The organism is Pseudalkalibacillus hwajinpoensis, from assembly GCF_015234585.1.
Classification (GTDB): Bacteria; Bacillota; Bacilli; order Bacillales; family Guptibacillaceae; genus Guptibacillus; species Guptibacillus hwajinpoensis_B.
Genome location: NZ_JADFCM010000008.1, coordinates 1,155,699 through 1,174,936 on the forward strand (window position 1 = coordinate 1,155,699; position 19,238 = coordinate 1,174,936).

General features: G+C 41.7%; 16 protein-coding genes. All 16 read left to right on the forward strand.

Translation table 11 applies throughout. The features are described from left to right. The first annotated feature begins 1 nt into the window (after window position 1). Entirely contained in the window at window positions 2-1,306 is a 1,305-nt protein-coding gene (gene trmFO, locus IQ283_RS17670; RefSeq protein ID WP_194221413.1) for an FADH(2)-oxidizing methylenetetrahydrofolate--tRNA-(uracil(54)-C(5))-methyltransferase TrmFO, read from the forward strand. A 61-nt stretch (window positions 1,307-1,367) separates the two neighbouring features. Next, window positions 1,368-2,273: a tyrosine recombinase XerC gene (gene xerC / locus IQ283_RS17675; protein ID WP_194221414.1), complete on the forward strand. Its 906-nt coding sequence runs from the start codon at window positions 1,368-1,370 to the stop codon at window positions 2,271-2,273. 20 nt (window positions 2,274-2,293) lie between these two features. Continuing rightward, window positions 2,294-2,833, forward strand: coding sequence for an ATP-dependent protease subunit HslV (gene hslV / locus IQ283_RS17680; protein WP_194221415.1), 540 nt, complete (start codon window positions 2,294-2,296; stop codon window positions 2,831-2,833). Between the two features lie 30 nt (window positions 2,834-2,863). Continuing rightward, window positions 2,864-4,258: an ATP-dependent protease ATPase subunit HslU gene (gene hslU, locus IQ283_RS17685; RefSeq protein WP_194221416.1), complete on the forward strand. Its 1,395-nt coding sequence runs from the start codon at window positions 2,864-2,866 to the stop codon at window positions 4,256-4,258. A 21-nt stretch (window positions 4,259-4,279) separates the two neighbouring features. Beyond that, on the forward strand, window positions 4,280-5,056 hold the full coding sequence (gene codY / locus IQ283_RS17690) for a GTP-sensing pleiotropic transcriptional regulator CodY (protein ID WP_194221417.1): 777 nt from the start codon (window positions 4,280-4,282) through the stop codon (window positions 5,054-5,056). Between the two features lie 298 nt (window positions 5,057-5,354). Then, on the forward strand, window positions 5,355-6,086 hold the full coding sequence (gene rpsB, locus IQ283_RS17695; RefSeq protein ID WP_098443375.1) for a 30S ribosomal protein S2: 732 nt from the start codon (window positions 5,355-5,357) through the stop codon (window positions 6,084-6,086). A gap of 100 nt (window positions 6,087-6,186) precedes the next feature. Then, window positions 6,187-7,068 carry a translation elongation factor Ts gene (gene tsf / locus IQ283_RS17700; RefSeq protein WP_194221418.1) on the forward strand — a complete coding sequence of 294 codons (882 nt, stop codon included), beginning with the start codon at window positions 6,187-6,189 and terminating at the stop codon, window positions 7,066-7,068. A gap of 73 nt (window positions 7,069-7,141) precedes the next feature. Further along, the gene (gene pyrH, locus IQ283_RS17705) at window positions 7,142-7,867 is read left to right on the forward strand and encodes a UMP kinase (RefSeq protein ID WP_194221419.1); all 726 of its coding nucleotides are present in this window, start codon (window positions 7,142-7,144) and stop codon (window positions 7,865-7,867) included. A gap of 1 nt (window position 7,868) precedes the next feature. After that, on the forward strand, window positions 7,869-8,426 hold the full coding sequence (gene frr / locus IQ283_RS17710; RefSeq protein ID WP_194221420.1) for a ribosome recycling factor: 558 nt from the start codon (window positions 7,869-7,871) through the stop codon (window positions 8,424-8,426). A gap of 91 nt (window positions 8,427-8,517) precedes the next feature. Next, the gene (locus IQ283_RS17715; protein ID WP_194221421.1) at window positions 8,518-9,285 is read left to right on the forward strand and encodes an isoprenyl transferase; all 768 of its coding nucleotides are present in this window, start codon (window positions 8,518-8,520) and stop codon (window positions 9,283-9,285) included. Window positions 9,286-9,306: 21 nt separating this feature from the next. Continuing rightward, window positions 9,307-10,113 carry a phosphatidate cytidylyltransferase gene (locus IQ283_RS17720; RefSeq protein WP_194221422.1) on the forward strand — a complete coding sequence of 269 codons (807 nt, stop codon included), beginning with the start codon at window positions 9,307-9,309 and terminating at the stop codon, window positions 10,111-10,113. A gap of 31 nt (window positions 10,114-10,144) precedes the next feature. Then, entirely contained in the window at window positions 10,145-11,293 is a 1,149-nt protein-coding gene (gene dxr / locus IQ283_RS17725) for a 1-deoxy-D-xylulose-5-phosphate reductoisomerase (RefSeq protein ID WP_194221423.1), read from the forward strand. Window positions 11,294-11,308: 15 nt separating this feature from the next. Beyond that, window positions 11,309-12,562, forward strand: coding sequence for an RIP metalloprotease RseP (rseP, locus tag IQ283_RS17730; RefSeq protein WP_194221424.1), 1,254 nt, complete (start codon window positions 11,309-11,311; stop codon window positions 12,560-12,562). A 42-nt stretch (window positions 12,563-12,604) separates the two neighbouring features. Beyond that, entirely contained in the window at window positions 12,605-14,224 is a 1,620-nt protein-coding gene (locus IQ283_RS17735; RefSeq protein ID WP_194221425.1) for a proline--tRNA ligase, read from the forward strand. A gap of 79 nt (window positions 14,225-14,303) precedes the next feature. Next, a complete protein-coding gene (locus IQ283_RS17740; RefSeq protein WP_194221426.1) occupies window positions 14,304-18,593 on the forward strand; it encodes a PolC-type DNA polymerase III in 4,290 nt (1,429 codons plus the stop codon). Window positions 18,594-18,751: 158 nt separating this feature from the next. Next, complete coding sequence (gene rimP, locus IQ283_RS17745) at window positions 18,752-19,222, forward strand: ribosome maturation factor RimP (RefSeq protein WP_194221427.1); 471 nt, start codon at window positions 18,752-18,754, stop codon at window positions 19,220-19,222. The last annotated feature ends 16 nt before the right edge of the window (window positions 19,223-19,238 follow it).

Below are 19,238 nucleotides of genomic sequence, written 5' to 3' on the forward strand. Positions count from 1 at the left end.
AATGAGTAAACATGTGACGGTAATCGGTGCCGGACTTGCTGGAAGTGAAGCAGCGTGGCAACTTGCAAAGCAAGGAGTGGACGTTCATCTCTATGAGATGCGTCCTAAGAAGCAAACGCCTGCTCACCATACCGATAAATTTGCTGAGCTAGTATGTAGTAACTCACTAAGAGCGAATACATTAACAAATGCAGTCGGCGTTTTAAAGGAAGAAATGCGTCGAATGGATTCAGTTATCATTAAGTCTGCTGACGAATGTGCCGTTCCGGCTGGTGGTGCACTGGCTGTGGATCGTCATGAATTTGCTGCGAAGGTAACGGAGAATGTTAAAAACCATCCAAACGTAACGGTTTTTTCAGAGGAATGTACAAAAATCCCTGAAGGCCCAACAATTATTGCAACAGGCCCGCTAACTTCTAAGGATCTCTCCGATCAGTTAAAGGCTTTAAGTGGAGAAGAGTACCTATACTTCTATGATGCTGCTGCTCCTATTATCGAAACGGAAAGCATTGATATGGAGAAAGTTTATAAGAAGTCACGCTATGATAAGGGAGAGGCAGCTTACTTAAACTGTCCAATGACGGAAGAAGAATTTAACACGTTCTATGAAGCACTTATTTCAGCTGAAACGGTTCCGCTTAAAGAATTTGAGAAGGAAATTTTCTTCGAAGGATGCATGCCAATTGAAGTAATGGCACAGCGCGGGCAGAAGACGATGACGTTTGGTCCTCTTAAACCTGTAGGTCTTGAGGATCCTAGAACAGGAAAGCGTCCTTACGCTGTCGTTCAACTAAGGCAGGATAATGCTTCTGGTACACTGTATAACATTGTTGGATTCCAAACGCACCTCAAATGGGGACCACAAAAAGATGTGATTCGCTTAATTCCTGGACTTGAGAACGCGGACATCGTACGTTATGGCGTGATGCATCGGAATACGTTTATTAACTCACCGAACTTATTGAAAGCTACTTACCAATACAAAGGTCGCGAGAATCTATTCTTTGCAGGTCAAATGACAGGTGTAGAAGGGTACGTAGAATCAGCGGCATCTGGACTAATCGCTGGATTTAATGCTGCTCGACTAATGAAGGATGAAGAGCCGCTAGTGTTCCCTGAAGAAACTGCGCTTGGTAGTTTAGCGAATTATATTACGACGGCTAATCCGGATAACTTCCAACCGATGAATGCTAACTTTGGTTTGTTCCCACCGCTTGAAACGCGAATTAAAGGCAAGAAAGAGCGTAATGAAACGATCGCTAATCGAGCGTTAGAAACAATTCAGAATTTTGTAAAAAGATTGTAAATTCCTATTGCTAAGGCTTCTAAATTGTGATACGATTTAGAAGCCTTTTGAGGTGATAACGATGAATAACAACCAACAAGCTCATATTCAATCATTTTCTGAGTATCTTCAGATTGAGAAGAATTGTTCACCACATACGATCTCAGGTTACTTACAGGACATTGAACATTTCAAGTCTTTTATGAAGCAGCAGACTATCGATGTCTTTGCTGCTGTTTCTTATGCAGATGTCAGAATTTATTTGACTGAGCTTCACGAGCGAGGTTACGCAAGAAAAACAGCAGCGAGAAAAATTTCAACGTTACGAAGCTTATATCGATTCCTTTTACGCGAAAACATTGTTGAGATTAATCCATTTACAATGAGCTCACTACCGAAGCAAGAGAAGCGCCTTCCGCAATTTTTGTATGAAAAAGAGCTCAATGTATTGTTTGATACGCCCGATACGGCAAAGCCTCTTGGTCAAAGAGACAGAGCTTTGCTCGAAGTATTGTACGGGTGTGGCATTCGCGTTAGTGAATGCGTTGCGCTTAATTTAGAAGACATTGATTTTGCGATTGGTACTATTTTTGTAATCGGTAAGGGACGTAAGGAAAGATATGTACCAATTGGTAGTTTCGCTATAGATGCAATAAAAGAGTATTTAGAGGATGGACGAGTAAAGCTCGCTTCGTCCGGAAAAGAGCCGACAAAAGCCCTGTTTTTAAACTTTAGAGGTAGTCGCGTGACAGCAAGAGGCGTACGAACAATTTTAGATAAGATTGTGAAAGCCGCTTCGCTGCATGTACATATAAGTCCCCATGTGATGAGACACACATTCGCAACACATTTACTGAATGAAGGGGCAGACTTACGATCTGTTCAGGAGCTTTTAGGGCATTCCGATTTATCATCTACTCAGATCTATACCCATGTGACGGGAGATCGATTGCGAAATATATACATGAACCATCACCCAAGAGCTTAATAGCTCGGGAGGAGGAACTTATGGGAGACTTTCATTCAACGACGATATTTGCAGTACAGCATAATGGAGAGTGCGCAATGGCCGGTGATGGCCAGGTGACATTTGGCAATGCCGTAGTCATGAAGCATACGGCTAAGAAAGTAAGAAGGTTATTTCATGGGAAGGTGATTGCTGGATTTGCAGGATCTGTTGCAGATGCATTCACTCTTTTTGAGAAATTCGAAAGCAAACTGGAAGAATTCGGCGGTAACCTTCAGCGTGCTGCTGTTGAACTCGCAAAAGAGTGGCGCAGTGACCGCGTACTAAGAAAGCTTGAAGCCATGTTAATCGTTATGAATAAGGATGAGCTTCTGCTTATCTCAGGTACTGGTGAAGTGATCGAACCTGATGATGGCATTCTTTCCATTGGTTCAGGTTCTAACTACGCACTTTCAGCAGGTAGAGCTCTTAAGCGATACAGTGATAACAAAACCGCTGAAGAAATTGCGCGGGCCTCTATGGAAATTGCATCAGAAATTTGCGTGTACACAAATGATCAAATTATCGTAGAAACCATTTAGTATATAAACTGTATCTTTGGAGGAGATCGTATGTCTAATCCATTAACACCGAGACAAATTGTTGAAAAGCTTGATCAGTATATAGTTGGTCAGAATGACGCGAAAAAGGCTGTTGCTGTGGCATTGAGAAATCGTTACCGTCGGGGTCTTTTAAGCGATAAACTGAGGGATGAAGTGAATCCGAAAAATATTTTAATGATTGGGCCAACAGGTGTTGGTAAAACAGAAATTGCGCGACGACTGGCTCGTCTTGTCAATGCTCCTTTCATTAAAGTAGAAGCAACGAAATTTACTGAAGTGGGTTATGTTGGCCGAGACGTGGAATCAATGGTTCGCGATCTCGTTGAAACATCAATCAGACTTGTCAAAGAAGATCGAATGGAACAGGTGAAGGGCAGAGCGGAAGAGAATGCGAATAAACGCATTGTGGAACTGCTCGTACCGTCTAATAAGAAGCAGACACAATACAAGAATCCGCTTGAAATGTTATTTGGTAATCAGGGGCAAGAAGAAACAAATACCCAGGCGAGTTCAGAAGATCAGTCGATTGCTTCAAGACGAAAGCAAATAGCTCAACAGCTTGCGCTAGGTGAACTCGAAGATCGGATGATCACTGTTGAAGTGGAAGAACAAAACAATTCCATGATGGACATGTTCCAGGGAGCTGGCATGGAACAAATGGGTATGAACATGCAGGATATGCTCGGAAATATCATGCCTAAAAAGAAGAAAAAACGTAAGCTTCCGGTGTCAGAAGCACGAAAGGTCTTAACGCAGGATGAAGCAGCAAAACTTGTGGATATGGATGAAGTCGCACAGGATGCAGTTTCAAAGACGGAACAATCGGGTATCATCTTCATTGATGAAATTGACAAGGTCGCGGGGAAAAGTCAGCAGTCAGCTGATGTATCCAGAGAGGGCGTTCAAAGAGACATTTTGCCAATCGTAGAAGGTTCAACGGTAACAACGAAGTACGGTCCAGTGAAAACAGACCATATTTTGTTTATGGCCGCGGGGGCGTTTCACATGTCGAAACCATCTGATCTAATCCCTGAACTGCAAGGCCGATTCCCAATCCGCGTTGAGTTATCAAGTTTAAACGTAGACGATTTTAAACGTATATTAACAGAGCCTGATAATGCTCTTGTGAAGCAATACACAGCATTATTAGAAACAGAAGGTATTAAAGTTGAATTTTCTGACGATGCTATTCTTAAAATTGCTACGATTGCAACCGAAGTGAATCAGGACACTGACAACATTGGCGCAAGAAGACTGCACACAATTTTAGAAAAGCTTCTTGAAGATCTTTCATTTGAAGCACCGGACATTAATCTAGACAGCATCACGATTACACCAGAGTATGTTGAGGAAAAGTTAGCTTCTATTGCGAAGAACCGTGACCTCAGCCAATACATCCTATAATACATGCAGGAGGACAAAACTATGAATTTACTTGAAAAAACAAGAAAAATTAATGGAATGCTACAAAAATCTGAGGGGCCAGTTAACTTTACAGACATGGCTGAAACACTACGCGACGTCATTATGGCGAACGTATATGTCGTAAGCCGCAGAGGTAAGCTACTTGGAATCGCAATTAATCAAGAAATCGAAAACGAACGCATGAAGAAAATGTTTTCTGAGCGTCAGTTCCCTGAAGAATATACACAAAACCTGTTCAACATTGCAGAAACTTCTTCAAACCTGGATATCACAAGCGAGTACACAGCTTTCCCGGTAGAAAACCGTGACCTCTTCGAAAAAGGTCTTACAACAATTGTGCCGATCGTTGGTGGTGGAAGCCGTCTTGGTACGCTTATCCTTTCACGTCTAAGCGACTCATTCTCAGATGATGATCTTCTATTAGCTGAATATGGCGCAACAGTAGTAGGAATGGAAATTCTTCATGAAAAAGCGGAAGAAATTGAAGAAGAAGCAAGAAACAAAGCGGTTGTACAAATGGCGATTTCTTCTCTTTCTTATAGTGAGCTTGAAGCAATCGAGCACATCTTTGAAGAACTTGAAGGCAATGAAGGACTTCTTGTTGCAAGTAAAATTGCTGACCGAGTAGGCATCACTCGCTCTGTTATCGTAAACGCTCTTCGTAAGCTTGAGAGTGCTGGTGTTATTGAGTCTCGTTCTCTAGGAATGAAAGGAACTTACATTAAAGTTCTTAACGATAAATTCCTTGTAGAGCTTTCAAAACTAAAGACACAGTAATTCAACTAAAGCTCCGAGATCTCTCGGAGCTTTTTTAATAGAATGTTGCCGATTTCAACAATCCTTTTGCAAACGATGGAGATGAATTCTAACCGTTTACGCGTACTATGAGAGTGAGTTTGTATAGGCATTCATGGAATTTAAGATTTAAACTTGCGACTTGTCACTTGATATGATATATTAATCAACGGTGTTAATCACACACGCTTGTTGATTTGGAAAGTGGTGCTGCAGACGCAGTTTTTTCCGAAATAGATGCAAGCGGAGGATAAAAAAAACCATTAGGAGGAACACAATCATGGCAGTAATCTCTATGAAACAGCTTCTTGAAGCTGGGGTACACTTCGGTCATCAGACTCGTCGTTGGAACCCGAAAATGAAACCTTATATCTTCACTGAAAGAAACGGTATCTACATTATCGATCTTCAAAAAACAGTGAAGAAAGTCGAAGAAGCTTATAACTTCGTTCGTGACATCGCTCAGGACGGTGGTAAAGTTCTTTTCGTAGGTACAAAAAAGCAAGCGCAAGATTCCGTTAAGGATGAAGCGATCCGTGCTGGTCAATACTACATCAACCAACGCTGGTTGGGTGGAACGCTTACGAACTTTGAAACTATTCAAAAGCGTATTAACCGCCTGAAGAGCCTTGAGAAGATGCAAGAAGACGGTACTTTTGAAGTACTACCTAAGAAAGAAGTTATGCTTCTTAAAAAAGAAATGGATCGCCTTGAAAGATTCCTTGGTGGTATTAAAGATATGAACGGCGTTCCAGACGCAATGTTCGTAATCGACCCTCGTAAAGAGCGTATTGCTATTGCTGAGGCTCGTAAGCTTAATATCCCAATCGTTGCGATCGTGGATACAAACTGTGATCCAGATGAGATCGACTATATTATCCCTGGTAACGACGATGCAATCCGCGCTGTGAAACTTCTTACTGCTAAAATGGCTGACGCTGTTATCGAAGTTAGCAAAGTAGAAGAAGAAGCAGAAGTTGAAGCGGTAGAAACTGAAGAAACATCTGTATAAGAACACAAAGGGGTGATAAAGGGGAACTCTAACCCCTTTATCACCTTTTTTTAACCCAAAAGGGTATGATTACATATCATAATTCAAGGAGGAATTACTAATGGCAGTAACAGCTCAAATGGTAAAAGAATTGCGTGCACAAACTGGTGCAGGTATGATGGATTGTAAAAAAGCTCTAACAGAAAACGACGGTGACATGGACAAAGCAATCGACTGGCTTCGTGAGAAAGGTATCTCTAAAGCAGCTAAGAAAGCTGACCGCGTAGCAGCTGAAGGTCTTGCAACGATCGCTGTTGAAGGAAACAAAGCAGTAATTGCTGAAATCAACTCTGAAACTGACTTCGTTTCAAAGAACGAAAGCTTCATTTCACTAATTAATGATATTTCGCATCACCTCCTTAAAACGAATCCTGAGTCTGTGGACGCAGCTCTTGAAAGCAAAATGGAAAACGGACAAACCGTTACTGAATTCTTAAACGACAAAATCGCTAAAATCGGCGAGAAGATTTCTCTTCGTCGTTTCCAAATCATTGAGAAAACTGACGCTGACGCATTCGGCGCATACCTACACATGGGTGGACGCATTGGTGTTCTAACACTTCTTGAAGGCACAACCGACGAAGAAGTTGCGAAAGACGTTGCTATGCACACTGCAGCAGTTAACCCTCGTTTCGTATCTCGTGATGCTGTTCCAGCTGAAGAAGTTGAGCGTGAGCGCGAAGTATTGAAGCAACAGGCTCTTAACGAAGGTAAGCCAGAGAAAATTGTTGAGAAAATGGTAGAAGGCCGTATCAACAAATTCTTCGAAGAAATTTCTCTAGTTGATCAGCCGTTTGTTAAAGACACTGATCAAAAAGTTGGTAAGTACGTTGAATCTAAAGGCGCTACTGTAAAAGGCTTCATCCGCTACGAAGTTGGCGAAGGCATGGAGAAACGTGAAGATAACTTCGCTGAAGAAGTTATGTCTCAAGTGAAGAAGTAAAACAATGATAGGGAACACGTTGTGTTCCCTATTTTTCAAGAACAAATACTGATAAACATGCTGGAGGGTTAAAATGAGCGGAGCCAAGTATGAACGCGTTGTGTTAAAATTAAGCGGAGAAGCTTTGTCGGGTGGAGAAGGTCAAGGGATTTCACCGACAATCGTACAGTCAATCGCATCTCAAGTGAAGGAAATTCACGAAATGGGTGTGGAAGTGGCTGTCGTCGTTGGCGGAGGAAACATCTGGCGTGGTAAAGTAGGCAGTGAGATGGGAATGGACCGTGCTACTGCTGATTATATGGGGATGCTTGCAACAGTGATGAATTCACTAGCAATGCAGGATAGCCTTGAGAATATTGGAGTTGAAACGCGTGTTCAAACTTCAATTGAAATGAGGCAGGTAGCTGAGCCATATATTCGTCGTAAAGCGATTCGACACCTTGAGAAAAAACGCGTTGTCATTTTTGCGGCTGGTACTGGTAATCCATACTTCTCAACAGATACGACTGCTGCATTGCGTGCGGCAGAAATTGAAGCAGATGTTATTTTAATGGCGAAGAACAACGTAGACGGGGTTTACACAGCCGATCCTACAGTTGACGCTACTGCGAAGAAGTATGACACCCTTTCTTACCTTGATGTACTTAAGGAAGGCTTAGCTGTAATGGACTCCACAGCTTCTTCACTTTGTATGGATAATGACATTCCACTTGTTGTCTTTTCCATTATGGAAGAAGGAAACATTAAGCGCGCCATTTGCGGCGAAGAAATTGGAACAGTTGTAAAGGGGAGAAATTAAGATGACGAAAGAAATCTTGAAAAACGCTGAAGAACGTATGCAGAATGGAATTTCAAGCTTAAAGCGTGAGCTAGCAACACTAAGAGCTGGAAGAGCAAACGCTTCTCTACTTGATAAAATTCAAGTTGACTACTACGGTGCTCCAACACCAGTTAACCAGCTTGCTGGTATTTCTGTTCCGGAAGCACGTATGCTACTAATCCAACCTTATGATAAGACTTCAATCGGCGAGATCGAAAAAGCAATTCTTAAATCAGATCTTGGCCTAACACCTTCTAATGATGGGAATGTTATTCGTCTAACGATTCCAGCTCTAACAGAAGAGCGTCGTAAAGATCTTGTGAAACTCGTTAAGAAGTATGCTGAAGAAGGCAAAGTTGTGCTTCGCAACATTCGCCGAGATGCAAATGATGAGTTAAAGAAACAAGAAAAAGATGGCGATATTACAGAAGACGAGCTTCGCCGTGGCAACGACGATGTGCAAAAGCTTACTGACAAGTATGTAGCTGAAGCTGACAGTGTTGCGACTGATAAAGAAAAAGAAATCATGGAAGTCTAATTCAATAACATGTAAAATAAGATAATAAAAGGACCCTCTTTTCCCACAGGGGGTTTTTTTGTTAAGTAAGTGACACAATGGAGGATTTGCAATGCTTGGGAAGTTCTCGAACTGGATGAGAAAGAATGAAGATGAGGAACATTTAGAAATTAACACATCTGCAAATATCCCAGGACATATTGCGATCATTATGGATGGCAATGGACGCTGGGCGAAGAAGCGAGGTCTCCCGCGTGTGGCTGGCCACCGTGAAGGCGTTAAGGTTGTAAAAAAAATCGTAAGAAAGGCGAATGACCTGGGTGTTCAATATTTAACCCTGTATGCCTTTTCGACCGAGAATTGGAAACGACCAAAGGAAGAAGTAGACTTTTTAATGAAGCTCCCTGAGCAATTTCTACTTAGCCACCTGCCAGAATTGATCGAGCAGAACGTTCAAGTTAGAATTATGGGAGAACGAGAACAGCTGCCCCCCCATACGTTCAAAGCCATAAGCAAGGCAGTGAAAGAGACGAAAGACAATACCGGACTCATTCTTAACTTCGCGCTTAACTATGGTAGCCGTCATGAAATGAAAACAGCGATGCAGCGGTTATTAAGTGATGTAAGAAAGGGGATACTGACGGAAGAAGAGATTACGGAAGAGAAGATTTCTTCGTATTTACTCAGTAGCCAGTACCCGGACCCGGATTTATTAATAAGGACAAGCGGAGAAATTCGCTTAAGTAACTTTATGCTCTGGCAGTTAGCTTATACTGAACTTTGGTTTACGGAAGTTCTTTGGCCTGATTTTACAGAGCACCATTTTATTGAGGCCGTACAGGAATACCAGCGAAGAGGAAGACGTTACGGCGGGGTGTAAGTGTAGGAGGACATTAACGTAATGAAACAACGTGTTATTACGGGTGTGATTTTTGGCGCCCTTTTGTTAGGAATGATTATTGTAGGAGACTGGCCATTTATCATTTTGATGGCGCTTGTTGCCACTGTTGGAATGGTCGAACTGTTACTAATGAAGAAAATCACATTGGTTTCACTTCCTGGATTACTTGCTATCGTCGGAACGTGGATTCTTGTTATGCCTGACGACTGGATTGCGTCATTGACGTCGTCTGTATTCACCAAGATTGACCTCTTGTTCTTCGGTTTGCTTATTTTGCTTGCTATGACTGTCCTTACGAAGAATAAGTATAGTTTTGATGAAAGTTCATTTATTATGATGGCTTCATTATATGTCGGTCTAGGTTTCTATTATTTTACAGCGACGCGGTACCTGGGAGAAAATAATTTAGATGGTATGATTCATTTATTTTTTATTATTTTTCTTATATGGGCGTCTGACTCTGGCGCATATTTTGTAGGACGATCGCTCGGAAGGAAAAAGCTATGGCCTCATATATCTCCGAACAAAACGGTTGAAGGTGCAGTTGGCGGCGTTGTAATGGCAGTTCTTGTTGGCGTTGTTTTTCAATTGATTTATCCGGTGTATGATTCCATGATAGTTGTTTTGATCGTCTCCGTTCTAACTTCTGTTTTTGGACAGATAGGTGACCTTGTTGAATCAGCATTCAAGCGTCATTACGGAGTGAAGGATTCAGGCAGTATCTTGCCAGGGCACGGAGGGATACTTGATCGATTTGATAGTCTAATATTCGTTCTCCCTCTTCTGCATTTACTTAACCTGGTTTGATGAAACAGAGTAGATTGGAGGAACGGGTCGTTTGAAGAAAATAAGCTTATTGGGAGCATCTGGTTCAATCGGTATTCAGACTCTCGACATTGTGAGAATGCACCCTGACATGTTTTCCCTTGTAGCTGTTTCAGTAGGGAAAAATGTTCAAAAAGCGGTGGAAATAGCAGAGGAATTTAAGCCAAAGCTATTATCTGTTCAAAAGAAAGAAGATGCTGACTCGCTCAGAAGAACAATTTCAAGAAAGACAAAGATTGTCTATGGAGATGAAGGATTGCTAGAAGTAGCCTGTCATCACGATTCAACCGTTCTTGTAAATGCTATTCTCGGCAGTATCGGACTTTCTCCGACCCTTTCAGCGATTGAACAGGGAAAAACGATTGCTATTGCAAATAAAGAAACGCTTGTAACTGCTGGGCATCTCGTAACAGAGGCAGCCAAACGACATGGATCTGCCCTTCTGCCAGTAGATAGCGAACATTCAGCGTTGTTTCAATGCTTGAATGGTGAAAAACAAGATCAAATGGAGCGCCTCATTCTTACAGCATCAGGTGGAAGCTTCCGTGATAAAACACGTGAAGAACTTGTAGGAGTTAGTGTGAATGATGCTTTAAATCATCCGAACTGGTCCATGGGTGCTAAGATTACCATTGATTCAGCTACAATGATGAACAAAGGCCTTGAAGTGATTGAAGCGCACTGGCTGTTTGGAACACCTTATGATCAGATTGATGTATTGCTTCATAAAGAAAGTATTATTCACTCGATGGTAGAGTACATAGACGGTAGTGTCATGGCCCATCTAGGTACTCCGGATATGCGAATTCCAATTCAGTATGCACTTAGCTATCCTGATCGACTTGAAATCAGAAATGCAAAACGGTTAAACTTATGGGAAGTTGGTAAGTTACATTTTGAGAAGGTTGATTACGACCGCTTCCGCGCATTAAAGTTAGCTTATGAAGCTGGCCGCGCCGGTGGTTCACTCCCAGCCGTCATGAATGCGGCAAACGAAACGGCCGTTGCAGCATTTCTGGAGGGAAAGATCGATTTCTTAACGATCGAAGAGCTCGTAGAACAGGCGATGGAAAACCACAATATCGTTCAAAATGCATCGCTTGAAGAAATTCTTGCTGTAGATTCAGAAACAAGATTACGAGTTCAGTCATTAATTAAATAAAGGTGGTAAGTGGATATGAATACTGTGATTTCGATCATTATCATATTCGGAGCACTTGTCTTTTTCCATGAATTGGGTCACTTGCTCCTGGCAAAACGTGCAGGAATCTTGTGCCGAGAATTCGCCATAGGCTTCGGACCGAAAATTTTCACAATCAAGAAAGGTGAGACGGTTTACACGATCAGACTTCTGCCGCTCGGTGGATTTGTTCGAATGGCCGGCGAAGATCCTGAAATGATTGAATTGAAACCTGGACAGCGTGTTGGGCTTCTGTTTAATGATCAGAATAAAGTTGAAAAGATTGTTATCAATCAAAAATCAGCTTACCCTAATTTAAAAGAAGTAACGGTTGAAGAAGCCGACCTTGAGCGTGGGCTTTATATTAAAGGATACGAAGACGAAGATGAACCAGCTACGGTATTCCATATTGATGAAACATCTCATTATGTGATGGATGGATCTGAGTTTCAGATTGCGCCGTTTGATCGTCAATTCGGTTCAAAGTCGCTTTGGGACCGTTTCCTGGCCATTTTTGCTGGCCCAGTAATGAACTTCTTACTTGCGATCGTTATTTTCATCACGCTAGGCTTATTACAAGGGACGCCAACGAGCCAGGTTAAGGAAGTCGTTGAAGGTAGTCCTGCTGAGCAAGCCGGTATGATGAATGGTGATGTTATTACTGAAATTAATGGGACTGAAATAACAGGCTGGAATAAGATGACGTCTATTATTCAGGATAACGCAAATAATCAACTAGGATTTAAAGTAGATCGTGAAGGTGAATCGGTCTCTTTATCCATTACTCCAGAAAAACAAGAGCTTTCTGAAAATCAATCTGTTGGTCGTATTGGGGTTTCCCCAGAATATCAAGTGGATTTCTTAGACTCTATCGTTTTTGGTTTTACATCAACGTATGAATTCGGAAAGGCCATATTCGTAGGACTTGGCCAGCTTGTAACGGGGCAGCTTTCCATCGATGCTTTCTCAGGACCTGTAGGAATTTATAGTTACACAGAAGAAGCTGCATCTGGAGGGCTTTATGTTCTCATGAGATGGGCTGGTTTCTTGAGTATTAACCTTGGTATTTTCAACTTATTGCCACTTCCTGCACTTGATGGAGGAAGACTACTATTCATCGGTGTGGAAGCGTTACGTGGCAAGCCAATTGATCCGCAAAAGGAAAGCTTAGTTCACTTTATTGGCTTTTCGTTTCTCATGTTACTCATGCTAGTAGTGACATGGAATGATATCCAACGCTTCTTCCTATAGGAGCCACGGGACCCGTTTTAAGAATGAAATGAGGTGCAGTAGATGAAACAATCTAAATATTTTAATCCAACCCTTCGAGATAATCCAGCTGATGCCGAAATTAAAAGTCATCAGCTCCTTGTCAGAGCGGGTTTTATACGTCAAAATGCTTCAGGTATTTATTCATACCTACCATTAGGAAAGAAAGTACTAATGAAAATTGAAGAAGTCATTCGAAAAGAGCTTGATGAAACTGGTGCACAGGAATTATTGATGCCAGCGATTCAACCTGCTGAGCTATGGCAGGAAACGGGGCGATGGGACGTTTACGGTCCTGAGCTAATGAGACTAAAGGATCGCCACGGTAGACCTTTTGCTCTCGGTGCCACTCACGAGGAGTTAATTACAAGTCTTGTTCGCGATGAGTTGAAATCGTACAAGCAATTGCCGGTGACTCTTTATCAGATTCAAACAAAGTATCGTGATGAGCGTCGTCCACGCTTTGGTTTGCTTCGAGGAAGAGAGTTTATTATGAAAGATGCCTACTCTTTCCATTCTTCTGAAGAACAGCTTGATGAAGCCTACAATGATATGCATAGTGCTTATAGTCGAATCTTTAGTACCCTGGGCTTGAATTTCCGCCCTGTTGTGGCTGATTCGGGTGCAATGGGTGGTAAAGATACAGAAGAATTTATGGCATTATCTAGCGTTGGGGAAGATACGATCGCATATAGTGATTCTTCAGATTACGCGGCCAATATTGAAATGGCAGAAGTTCATGTAGCGTATGAGAAATCGGACGAGCCAGAGGCACCTTTAACTAAAGGGGAAGGCGAGGCTTCGTTAGAACGCCATATCCGTACTTCTCTTATTAAGGTAGAAGATGAGACCGTTCTTTTTCTTGTAAGAGGGGATCATGAATTAAATGACATCAAGGTTAAGCACCTATTCGCAACGGATATGGTAGAAGTCTTGAATGAAGAAGTTGATGTGAAAGAATTTAACGGCAAGGTTATTGCAGACAATGCAGTTAAAGCCATCGTCAACGGATCAATTAGTGGTAAACATGCTTATCAGAATGTTAATCCAGATCGAGACCTTTCCGTTACAAGTTATGAAGACCTTCGTTTTATTCAAGAAGGAGATCCTTCTCCAGATGGCAATGGAACGATTGTTTTTGCGGAAGGCATTGAAATTGGCCAGGTGTTTAAGCTAGGAACAAAATATAGTGAAACAATGGGCGCTTCTTATCTTGATGAAGGTGGGAAAGCTAAGCCTATTATGATGGGTTGTTATGGGATCGGCGTTTCACGAACGCTTGCAGCGATCGCTGAGCAAAATGCAGATGACAATGGGCTGAAATGGCCTCTTGCTGTAACACCATTTCATGTTCACTTGATTACAATCAACGTGAAAGATGCTGATCAAACAGCTCTATCAGATCGTCTATATGAATCTCTACAGAATGAGCGTTACGATGTTCTTTACGATGATCGAAAAGAGCGTGCAGGTGTGAAGTTTAAAGATGCGGATCTCGTCGGTCTTCCATTACGCGTAATCGTTGGTAAGAAAGCAAACGATGAGATCGTGGAAGTGAAGCGAAGAGATACTGGAGAGTCAATTGAAGTATCAGTTGATAACTTGAACGAGACAATCCAGCAGCTTTTAACACAAATGAACTAAAATTGTGGATAGGTGCCAGTGGTACCTTCCACCTTTTTTTCGTTACCTTAACGCATTTTTAAGAAGGAGGAACAATTGAATGGACCAGGATTTAAACATCAGAAAAGAACGTCTCCAACTGCTCCTTCAACAAATATCGATTCCTGATAAATTCGTTGATTATTTTAGAGATGGGTACATTTCGAAATTAACTGTATACAAAGAAACCAGAAAATGGCATTTTGACTTTCATTTTCCAGACGTTCTTCCCTTTCATGTATATGAGCTATTTCGCAGTCGTCTGCAAGATGGATTAAAGCACATCGCTACAGTGACTTACGGAATCTCCACAGATAGTGGAGGAAATGAAGAATTAGCAATGGCATACTGGGACAATGTCGCTGAACTGATGAAAGAGCATTCCGCCTCCCTAACAGCTGTATTGAAAAGTCAAACGCCTAAAATAAGTGGAAATAAGCTTATTGTAACGGTTCGTAATGAAACGGAAGCTGCAATCGCAAGACGAAAGCTATCTGGTCCTTTGTCAGAGTGTTATACGCACGCTGGATTTCCGAAGTACATGCTTGAAGTAGAAGTTAAGGCTTCTGAACAGGATTATCAAAAATTTGTTGAACAAAAACAACAAGAAGATCAATCTAAAATGATGGAAGCCTTGATCGAAAAAGAAAAGGCAGATAAATCTTCAAGTAAAAACGTTCCAGATTCTCTTGTCATTGGTTACAAGATCAAAGAAGATCCAGTACCGATCGAAACTATTCAGGACGAAGAACGACGCATTGCTGTTCAAGGTTATGTCTTCCATGCTGAAACGAAAGAGCTTAGAAGTGGACGAACGCTATTAACGTTTAAAATAACGGACTACACGGATTCAATCCTTGTGAAAATGTTCTCCCGCGATAAAGAAGATGTTCCGATTTTAGAAGCAGTAAGAAAAGGAATCTGGGTGAAAGTACGCGGTGGGATCCAGAATGATACGTTTGTACGCGATCTTGTTATGATCGGAAACGATTTAACTGAAATCAAACCTGATTTACGAGTAGATGAGGCGCCTGAGGATGAAAAGCGTATTGAGCTACATGCTCACACACAAATGAGTCAAATGGACTCCGTCAGTTCAACAGGGGAATTGATTACACAAGCAGCTAAATGGGGACATCCTGCTATCGCCATTACGGATCATAATGTTGTACAGTCATTTCCCGATGCGTATGCAGCAGGACAAAAGAACGGTATAAAGGTTATCTATGGTTTAGAAGCAGACCTTGTCGATGATGGGGTACCGATGGCATACAATGAAGCTGATCGTGATCTTGAAACGGGCACTTATATTGTTTTTGACGTGGAAACAACCGGACTTTCGGCTGTTTATAATAAAATTATCGAGTTAGCAGCAGTAAAATTGAAAGATGGAGAAATCGTTGATAAGTTTGAGCGATTTGCTAATCCGCATCATCCTCTTTCCTCAACAACCATTGAACTAACGGGGATTACGGACGATATGGTTATGAACGCCCCTGAAATTGAAGACGTCTTAAAAGACTTCCACGAATTCATGGGAGATGACATTCTTGTTGCTCACAATGCTAGCTTTGATATGGGCTTCTTGAATGTAGGGTTACGTAATATTGGGTTAGGAGAAGCAACAAATCCAGTAATTGATACCCTTGAGCTTGCTCGTTTTCTATATCCGGAAATGCGAAACCATCGCTTAAATACGCTTTGTAAAAAGTTTGATATCGACCTTACTCAGCACCACAGAGCGATTTATGATGCGGAAGCAACAGGGTATTTATTGTGGAAATTGGTGAAAGATGCACTTGAGCGTGAAATTACAAACCATAATATGCTGAATGATAATATGGGGCAAACTGGTTTCCAACGTACGCGTCCATCGCACACGATCATATTGGCGCAAAATGACGTAGGTTTAAAAAACTTGTTCAAGCTCGTTTCCCTTTCTCACATTGATTATTTCTACCGAACTGCACGTATTCCTCGTTCTAAGCTTGAGAAATACCGCGAAGGTCTGCTGATCGGTTCAGGCTGTGACAAGGGTGAAGTTTTTGAAGGGATGATGCAAAAGTCACCTGAAGAAGTAGAGGACATCGCGAAGTTTTATGACTATCTGGAAGTGCAGCCGCCACAAAATTACATGCATTTAATCGAGAAAGAACTTGTTCAAGATGAAATGGCGTTGCGTGAAATTATTGGTAAGATTGTAAAGCTTGGTGAGAAGTTAAATAAGCCAGTCGTCGCTACTGGTAACGTTCATTATCTCGAGCCAGAGGATCATATTTATCGTAAAATTCTTATTAAAGCACAGGCGGGTAACCCATTAAATCGCCAAACGTTACCTCAGGTTCATTTTAGAACGACGAACGAAATGCTTGATTGCTTCCATTTTCTTGGGGCAGATAAAGCGAAGGAAATTGTTGTACAAAAACCACAGCAAGTAGCCGACATGATCGATGATATTAAACCGATCAAAGATGATCTATTCACACCTCGAATTGAAGGTGCCGATGAAGAAATGCGTGAGATGAGCTATAATATGGCTCGAAGCATTTATGGTGATGAACTGCCAACAATAGTGGAAGAGAGACTTGAAAAAGAGCTAAAAAGTATTATTGGCCATGGATTCGCCGTTATCTACTTGATTTCTCATAAGCTAGTTAAGAAGTCACTAAACGACGGCTATCTCGTTGGTTCACGTGGGTCTGTAGGTTCTTCATTTGTTGCCACTATGACTGAAATTACTGAAGTGAACCCATTACCACCACATTATGTTTGTCCATCTTGTAAGAAGTCACAGTTCTTTGATGACGGTTCTGTAGGATCAGGGTTCGATCTTCCAGACAAATCATGCGAAGATTGCGATGTACCTCTTACAAAAGACGGACATGATATACCGTTTGAGACGTTTCTTGGGTTTAAAGGTGATAAAGTACCCGATATTGATTTGAACTTCTCAGGGGAATATCAGCCGCGTGCCCATAATTATACGAAGGAACTGTTTGGAGAAGACAATGTATTCCGAGCAGGAACAATCGGTACAGTCGCTGAGAAGACGGCGTACGGTTATGTAAAAGGATATATGGGAGACCATGACCTTCACTATCGAGGGGCTGAAATTGATCGTCTCGTGTCGGGGTGCACAGGAGTAAAACGTACCTCTGGGCAGCATCCGGGTGGTATTATCGTAGTACCTGATTATATGGACATCTACGATTTTTCACCTATTCAGTTCCCAGCAGATGATAAAACATCCGCATGGAAAACAACCCATTTTGATTTCCATTCGATCCACGATAATCTGTTGAAGCTTGATATACTTGGGCACGATGATCCTACGGTTATTCGTATGCTTCAAGATTTAAGTGGAATTGATCCGAAAACCATCCCAACAGATGACGCTGAAGTGATGAAGCTCTTTAGTGGAACGGAATCTCTTGGAGTGACACAGGATCAAATTATGTGTAAAACAGGAACTTACGGAATCCCAGAATTCGGAACACGATTCGTTCGTCAAATGCTAGAAGATACGAAACCTAGTACATTTTCTGAGCTCGTTCAGATTTCAGGTCTTTCCCACGGTACTGATGTGTGGTTAGGTAATGCACAGGAATTGATTCAAGCTGGTACTTGTAACCTTAGTGAAGTAATTGGTTGTCGTGATGACATTATGGTTTATTTGATCTACAAAGGCCTTGACCCGTCCCTCGCATTTAAAATTATGGAGTTTGTGCGAAAAGGGAAAGGATTGCAAGAAGAGTGGGTAGCTGAAATGAAGAAACATGATGTGCCAGACTGGTACATTGATTCGTGCTTGAAGATCAAGTATATGTTCCCGAAAGCTCACGCAGCAGCATATGTGTTAATGGCTGTTCGGATCGCTTACTTCAAAGTTCACCATCCAATTCTTTTCTATGCAGCATACTTTACCGTAAGAGCCGATGACTTTGACATTGATACGATGGCGAAAGGATCCAACGCGATTCGCGCAAAAATCGAAGAAATCAATGAAAAGGGACTTGATGCTTCACCGAAAGAGAAAAACCTATTAACCGTGATGGAGATTGCGCTTGAAATGTCAGAACGTGGGCTCCGCATGCAGAAAGTAGATCTTTATCGATCAAAAGCGGCTGAATTCGTAGTCGATGGAGATTCGCTCATTCCTCCATTTAACTCTCTTCCGGGAGTAGGGACGAATGCAGCGATCAATATTGAAAACTCCAAAGAAGCCGGTGAATTTTTATCAAAAGAAGATTTACAGCAGCGAAGCAAGATTTCAAAGACTGTACTTGAGTACTTGGATGATCATGGATGTCTTGAAGGACTTCCAGATGCGAATCAACTCAGCTTATTCTAATGAGGCGCCTTCGCTTCTCTGTTGAATTGGTTATATGAGTATGGTATAGTAATTGTGGAAATACTAGTGAATACACACGCGACGGAAGAGTGGGGCTATCCCACTCTTTCGTTTTCGATTGGGACCCTGCTGTACAGGATCAGAAAGGAGGACAACCAATGAACGAAAATGTGATTACGGTTACTGAAGAACTAGTAAAACCAATAGTAGATGAAATGAACTTGGAACTTGTAGATATAGAATTCACACAAGAAGGCAAGAATTGGTTTCTCCGTGTCTATATCGATTCTCCTCGAGGCGTTGATATTGAGGAGTGCGGAATAATTAGCGAAAAGCTAAGTGAACAGCTTGATAAACATGATCCAATTACACAACCATACTTCCTTGAAGTTTCTTCACCTGGTGCAGAACGTCCGCTAAAAAAACGTACGGACTTTGAGAAGGCAGTTGGCAAGCAAGTCTATGTCACAACCTATGAACCATTTAATGGTGAAAAGAGCTTTGAAGGTGTACTTTCGGACTTCGATGGAGAAGTGGTTGTTATTGATCAGCGAGTGAAAACAAGAATTAAAAAGGTAGAATTACCTTATGAAAAAGTAGCAAGCGCAAGGCTTGCGGTTGTTTTTTAATTAAAGGGGAGAATGA

Excerpts from the sequence above, each read along its gene's own strand:
- trmFO (WP_194221413.1), top strand. The coding sequence starts at position 2 with ATGAGTAAACATGTGACGGTAATCGGTGCCGGACTTGCTGGAAGTGAA.
- xerC (WP_194221414.1), top strand. The coding sequence starts at position 1,368 with ATGAATAACAACCAACAAGCTCATATTCAATCATTTTCTGAGTATCTT.
- hslV (WP_194221415.1), top strand. The coding sequence starts at position 2,294 with ATGGGAGACTTTCATTCAACGACGATATTTGCAGTACAGCATAATGGA.
- hslU (WP_194221416.1), top strand. The coding sequence starts at position 2,864 with ATGTCTAATCCATTAACACCGAGACAAATTGTTGAAAAGCTTGATCAG.
- codY (WP_194221417.1), top strand. The coding sequence starts at position 4,280 with ATGAATTTACTTGAAAAAACAAGAAAAATTAATGGAATGCTACAAAAA.
- rpsB (WP_098443375.1), top strand. The coding sequence starts at position 5,355 with ATGGCAGTAATCTCTATGAAACAGCTTCTTGAAGCTGGGGTACACTTC.
- tsf (WP_194221418.1), top strand. The coding sequence starts at position 6,187 with ATGGCAGTAACAGCTCAAATGGTAAAAGAATTGCGTGCACAAACTGGT.
- pyrH (WP_194221419.1), top strand. The coding sequence starts at position 7,142 with ATGAGCGGAGCCAAGTATGAACGCGTTGTGTTAAAATTAAGCGGAGAA.
- frr (WP_194221420.1), top strand. The coding sequence starts at position 7,869 with ATGACGAAAGAAATCTTGAAAAACGCTGAAGAACGTATGCAGAATGGA.
- IQ283_RS17715 (WP_194221421.1), top strand. The coding sequence starts at position 8,518 with ATGCTTGGGAAGTTCTCGAACTGGATGAGAAAGAATGAAGATGAGGAA.
- IQ283_RS17720 (WP_194221422.1), top strand. The coding sequence starts at position 9,307 with ATGAAACAACGTGTTATTACGGGTGTGATTTTTGGCGCCCTTTTGTTA.
- rseP (WP_194221424.1), top strand. The coding sequence starts at position 11,309 with ATGAATACTGTGATTTCGATCATTATCATATTCGGAGCACTTGTCTTT.
- IQ283_RS17735 (WP_194221425.1), top strand. The coding sequence starts at position 12,605 with ATGAAACAATCTAAATATTTTAATCCAACCCTTCGAGATAATCCAGCT.
- IQ283_RS17740 (WP_194221426.1), top strand. The coding sequence starts at position 14,304 with ATGGACCAGGATTTAAACATCAGAAAAGAACGTCTCCAACTGCTCCTT.
- rimP (WP_194221427.1), top strand. The coding sequence starts at position 18,752 with ATGAACGAAAATGTGATTACGGTTACTGAAGAACTAGTAAAACCAATA.